Genomic DNA, 4586 nt, shown 5'->3' on the forward strand with positions numbered 1-4586 from the left:
GTCCGCGCCGCCTCCGGGCCGGCCCCGACCGACCAGCAGCCGCTGGCCCGCCCGACCTCGGGCGGCCCCGTCTCGCCCGCCGGGCACATGTCGGCCCCGCGCCCGCCCGTGCAGCAGGCGCCGCAGCAGCCGGTCCAGGCCCCGCAGATGCTGCCGCCGCAGACGAACTACCAGCCCGCGCCGCAGCAGCAGATGGCCTACCAGCAGCAGCCCGCGAAGCGGCCCCTGTCGCAGGAGCCGGCCGTCCTGGTGACCGGCGCGGCCGTGATCATCCTGCTCGTGGTGTTCTTCGTGCTGCTCTCGGTCATCATCTAAAGGTTTTTGCGCAGGCGCTCCAGGCCCTCCTCCAGGACGGCCCGGGGCTTGCAGAACGTGAAGCGGACCTCGGGCCTGGGCTCGGGGTCCGCGTAGAACACCTGCGTGGGGACCGCGACGACCCCGCACTTCTCGGGCAGGGCGAGGCAGAACGCCATGCCGTCCTCGTACCCGAGCGGGGCGGCGCTGGTGGTGATGAAGTAGGTGCCCTGCGGCTCGTACACGGTGAACCCGAGCGAGGCGAGGCCCTCGGCGAGCAGGTCGCGCCGTACGGCGTACGAAGTCAGGTAGTCCTCGTAGTACTCGCGCCCGGAGGCGAGCGCGGCGGCGATCCCGTACTGGAACGGGGTGCCCGAGGCGAACGACAGGTACTGCTTGACGCCCTTGACCCGGTCGACCAGGGCCGCGGGGCCGGTGGCCCAGCCGATCTTCCAGCCGGTCACCGAGAACGTCTTCCCGGCCGAGCTGATCGACACCGTCCGGTCCCACATGCCCGGGAGCGCGGCGATCGGCTCGTGCAGGCGGCCGTCGAACACCAGGTGCTCGTACACCTCGTCGGTGACCACCAGCAGGTCCCGCTCGATCGCGATCCGCGCGACCGCTTCGAGCTCGGCGCGGTCCAGGACCGTTCCGGTCGGGTTGTGCGGGGTGTTCAGCAGCAGGACCTTGGTGCGGTCGTTGACGATCGATTCGAGCCGGTCGAGGTCGGGCCGGAACGCCGGGGCCTCCAGCCGCCACGGCACGATCCGCCCGCCCGCCAGCTCCACCGACGCCTTGTAGGAGTCCTAGAACGGCTCCATCGCCACGACCTCGTCCCCGGGCCGCACGAACGCGAGCATCGCCGCGGCGATCGCCTCAGAGGCCCCCGCGGTCACCACGACCCCGTCATCCGGACTCGGCGCGAGCCCGTACCAGTCGCGCTGGTGGGCCGCGATCGCTTCGCGCAGTTCGGGAACGCCCGGCATCGGCGGATACTGGTTCCGCCCGTCCCGCATCGCCGCCACGGCCGCCTCGATCACGTGCTCGGGCCCCGACTCGTCGGGGAACCCCTGCCCGAGGTTCACGGCCCCGTACTGCTGCGCGAGCGCGGACATGACGGTGAAGATGGTGGTCTGCGGCTTGGCCGGGCCCGGTAGGTCCATGGGGTTCCTCCTCTGCGAACCCGGCCATCATCTCACTGGGGTCCGGACGGACCCGTCGCCCTGAGGGACGCGGCGATGCGGGCCGCGATGCGCTCGCGCGCGGCCGCGGTGCGGGCCTGGAGGAGGGGGAGCATGAGGGTGTAGCGCTCGCTCCTGGGGAGGGCCGCGAAGGCCGCTTCGGCGTTCGCTGCGGCGACGGCGGCCTTCAGTTCGGGCGGGACCTCGGCGGTGGACTGCGGCTCGTAGGCCGCGTCCCAGCGGCCGTCGGCCTTCGCTTCGGCGATCCGGGCCGCGCCCGCGGGGCGCATGCGGCCTTCGGTGATGAGCGCTTCGACCTTGACGCGGTTGACCTGCGACCAGGCGCTGGCGGCGCGGCGCGGGGTGTAGCGCTGGAGGAAGGAGTCGGCGTCGAGGGCCTTGCGCTGGCCGTCGATCCAGCCGAAGCACAGGGCCGCGTCGAGGGCCTCCTCGATCCTCACCAGAGTGAGTGGGCTGCGGCGCTTGCCGATTCGCAGCCACGCCTCGGTCGCGTCTTCGTGGTGCTCCTCCAGCCAGGCTTCCCATTCGCCTCGGTCGGCGAACTCCAGGGGGCTCATTTCGCGGCTCCGGCGAGGACGTCGAGGTAGTGCTGGTTGAACATGACGCCCAGGACGTTCCCGAACGGGTCGATGAAGGACGCGGTGACGAAGCCGTCTCCACGGACCGTCTTCGGTTCGTGTTCGGTGGCGCCCTTGGCTTTCAGGCGATCGATCGCGGCGTCGAGGTCGTCGACGTGCCAGTACGCGATGGCCCCGCCCGGGGCCGCCTTCATGTCGTGCGGCGCCCAGGAGCCCTTGACCAGGCCCAGCTCGTGCCCGTAGTCGCCGACGCGGAACTCCGCGTACCCGCCGGGGACCTCGAAGTACGCCTCGATGCCGAGCAGCTCGGCGTACCAGGCCTTGGCGGCGTCCAGGTCCTCGGCGAAATAGGTGACGGTGGCGAATCCCCGCAACATGGCGTGCTCCTTCGTTGTCGTTGAACCCCACGCTACGGACCATTGCGGCAGACTTCCTTCCGCAATGCGTGGGAGGATCGGGGAATGTTGGAGACTTCCGCGCGGCTGCTGCGTCTGCTCGCTCTGCTTCAGGCCCACCGTGAGTGGTCGGGTGCGGCGCTGGCCGAGCGTTTGGAGGTGAGCACCAGGACCGTGCGCACCGATGTCGGCAAGCTCCGCCAGCTCGGCTACCGGGTCGCTTCCACTACCGGCGCGGCCGGCGGCTACCGCCTTGAGGCCGGGAATGCGATGCCGCCCTTGCTCTTGGACGACGAGGAGGCCGTGGCCGTCGCGGTCGGCCTGCGCGCGGCCGCCTCCGGGTCGGTGTCGGGGATCGAGGAGACCTCCTTGCGCGCCTTGGCGAAGCTGGAGCAGACGATGCCCTCGCGGCTGCGGCGGCGCATCGACGTGCTCCGCTCGGCGACCGTCTCGGCCGCCGCGGCCGGGCCCGCGGTCGACGCCGAGGTCCTGACCGCGGTCGCCGAGGCCGTGCACCGGTGCGAGCAGCTGCGGTTCGACTACCTCGACCGCGCGGGGGAGGAGTCGCGGCGCCGGGCCGAGCCGCACCGCCTCGTCTACACCGGGCGGCGCTGGTACCTGCTGGCCTGGGACGTCGACCGCGCCGACTGGCGCACCTACCGGGCCGACCGCATCCGGCCCCGGATTCCGAACGGCCCGCGGTTCACGCCGAAGGACCCGCCGGAGGAGGCCGTCGCGCATGTTCTGAGGGGTGTCGGGCAGGCGGCCTGGCGCTACCCGGCCCGCATCAGACTCCTTGTGCCCCTTGCTGAAGCGGCGGATCGGCTGCCGGTCGGCGGCGGCCTGCTCGAAGCGGCGGGCGAGGGCGAATGCCTGTGGGAGACGGGGACCGACTCGCTGCGCGATCTTGCGCTGTTCGCGACTTCCCTCGATCTTCCGTTCACCGTTGAGGAGCCGGAGGGGCTGCGGGAGGAGCTGCGGGCGCTGGCCGCGCGGTTGCGGGCCGCTTAGCCCTTTGCGAGTTTCGCCAGGAGCGCTGTGAGCGTCTCGCGCTCGGTTTCGGTGAGGCTCTTCAGGAGCCGCTCCTGGTTCGCGAGATGGACGCCCATGAGCCGGTCGGTCATCTCGATTCCCTGCGGCGTCAAGGTGATCCGCCGCCCACGCGCGTCCTCGTCGGTGACCGACCTGGCGACCAGGCCCTTGGCTTCGAGGCGGTCGACGCGCTTGGTGATCGCGCCGGTCGTCACCAGGACCGTGCGGCTCAGCTCGCCCGCCGAGAGCGAGTACGGCGGTCCCGAGCGGCGCAGGGCCGCGAGGACGTCGAAGTCGCCGTTGCCGAGGCCGGCCTCGGCGAAGGGCGGGCGCAGGCGCCGGTCGAACTCGTCGGTGAGCCGGAACATCCTGCCCACCACCAGCATCGGGGAGGCGTCCAGGTCCGGGCGCTCGCGCTGCCACTGGCCGACCATGTCGGCGACCGCGTCGTTCTCAGGTACTCCGTCGTTCCGCATGACTTGCATTCTAGCTTCCAAGGAAGATATTATGTCTTCCATGGAAGACAAATTCCCCTCCGCCCGGCGCCGCTTCATCGCCGCGAGCTTCGTCGATTCGCTTGGGCAGGGCGTCTATGTGCCGCTGACCATGCTGTTCGTCCACGCCCTCACCGGCCAGTCCCTCACCGCGATCGGCACCGGGCTCACCCTCGCCGGGCTCGGGGCGCTCGCTTCGATGCCCGTCATCGGGTCGCTCATCGACCGGTTCGGCGGCAAGCGGGTCTACGCCGGGGCGCTCGCCTTGCGCGCCATCGGGTTCGCGCTCTACCCGCTCGCCCACTCCTACACCGCGTTCCTGGCCGTGGCGCTTGTCGTCGCCGTCGCCATGTGGGCCGCCTCGCCCAGCCAGCAGTCGCTCATCGGGGACCTGGCCGAGGGGGAGGAGCGCGACCGGCTCCTGGCCTGGGACCGGAGCCTTCGCAACGGCGGCATGGGATTCGGCAGCCTCGCCGCCGCCGGGATGCTCGCCCTCGGCGGCGCCTCCGGCGACGCCGGCGCCGGGTTCCTCGCGGCCGCCGCCGTCCTCGCCGCCGCCTGCGCCGCAGCCGCTCTGGTCGTCGCCTCCAT

General features: G+C 71.7%; 5 protein-coding genes and 2 pseudogenes. 3 read left to right on the forward strand and 4 right to left on the reverse strand.

Going from position 1 to position 4586, the window contains the following annotated elements; genetic code table 11:
• A pseudogene (locus DI269_RS04620) lies at nt 1-315 on the forward strand (hypothetical protein); the annotation flags it as partial.
• Here DI269_RS04620 and DI269_RS04625 read toward each other — a convergent pair.
• The 3 genes and pseudogenes from DI269_RS04625 to DI269_RS04635 form a co-directional block, all read right to left on the reverse strand.
• Nucleotides 312-1457: pseudogene (locus DI269_RS04625) on the reverse strand (aminotransferase class I/II-fold pyridoxal phosphate-dependent enzyme). The pseudogenes DI269_RS04620 and DI269_RS04625 overlap by 4 nt on opposite strands.
• Nucleotides 1458-1489: 32 nt before the next feature.
• Nucleotides 1490-2053 (reverse strand): YdeI/OmpD-associated family protein, encoded by a 564-nt coding sequence (locus DI269_RS04630; protein WP_112133954.1) that lies wholly within the window; start codon nt 2051-2053, stop codon nt 1490-1492.
• On the reverse strand, nt 2050-2451 hold the full coding sequence (locus DI269_RS04635) for a VOC family protein (protein ID WP_112133955.1): 402 nt from the start codon (nt 2449-2451) through the stop codon (nt 2050-2052). Before DI269_RS04635 ends, DI269_RS04630 begins: the two co-directional genes overlap by 4 nt.
• A gap of 84 nt (nt 2452-2535) precedes the next feature.
• On the opposite strand from DI269_RS04635, the gene DI269_RS04640 reads away from it, so the two are divergent.
• The gene (locus tag DI269_RS04640) at nt 2536-3480 is read left to right on the forward strand and encodes a helix-turn-helix transcriptional regulator (protein WP_112133956.1); all 945 of its coding nucleotides are present in this window, start codon (nt 2536-2538) and stop codon (nt 3478-3480) included.
• Here the strand turns inward: DI269_RS04640 and DI269_RS04645 are convergent.
• Nucleotides 3477-3977 carry a MarR family winged helix-turn-helix transcriptional regulator gene (locus tag DI269_RS04645; protein ID WP_112133957.1) on the reverse strand — a complete coding sequence of 167 codons (501 nt, stop codon included), beginning with the start codon at nt 3975-3977 and terminating at the stop codon, nt 3477-3479. The two genes, DI269_RS04640 and DI269_RS04645, sit on opposite strands and share 4 nt — an antisense overlap.
• A gap of 40 nt (nt 3978-4017) precedes the next feature.
• Here DI269_RS04645 and DI269_RS04650 point away from each other — a divergent pair.
• The coding region (locus DI269_RS04650) for an MFS transporter (RefSeq protein ID WP_198667147.1) at nt 4018-4586 on the forward strand (569 nt) is incomplete at its 3' end.

The sequence above is a fragment of the Glycomyces dulcitolivorans genome (assembly GCF_003265355.1).
GTDB lineage: Bacteria > Actinomycetota > Actinomycetes > Mycobacteriales > Micromonosporaceae > Glycomyces > Glycomyces dulcitolivorans.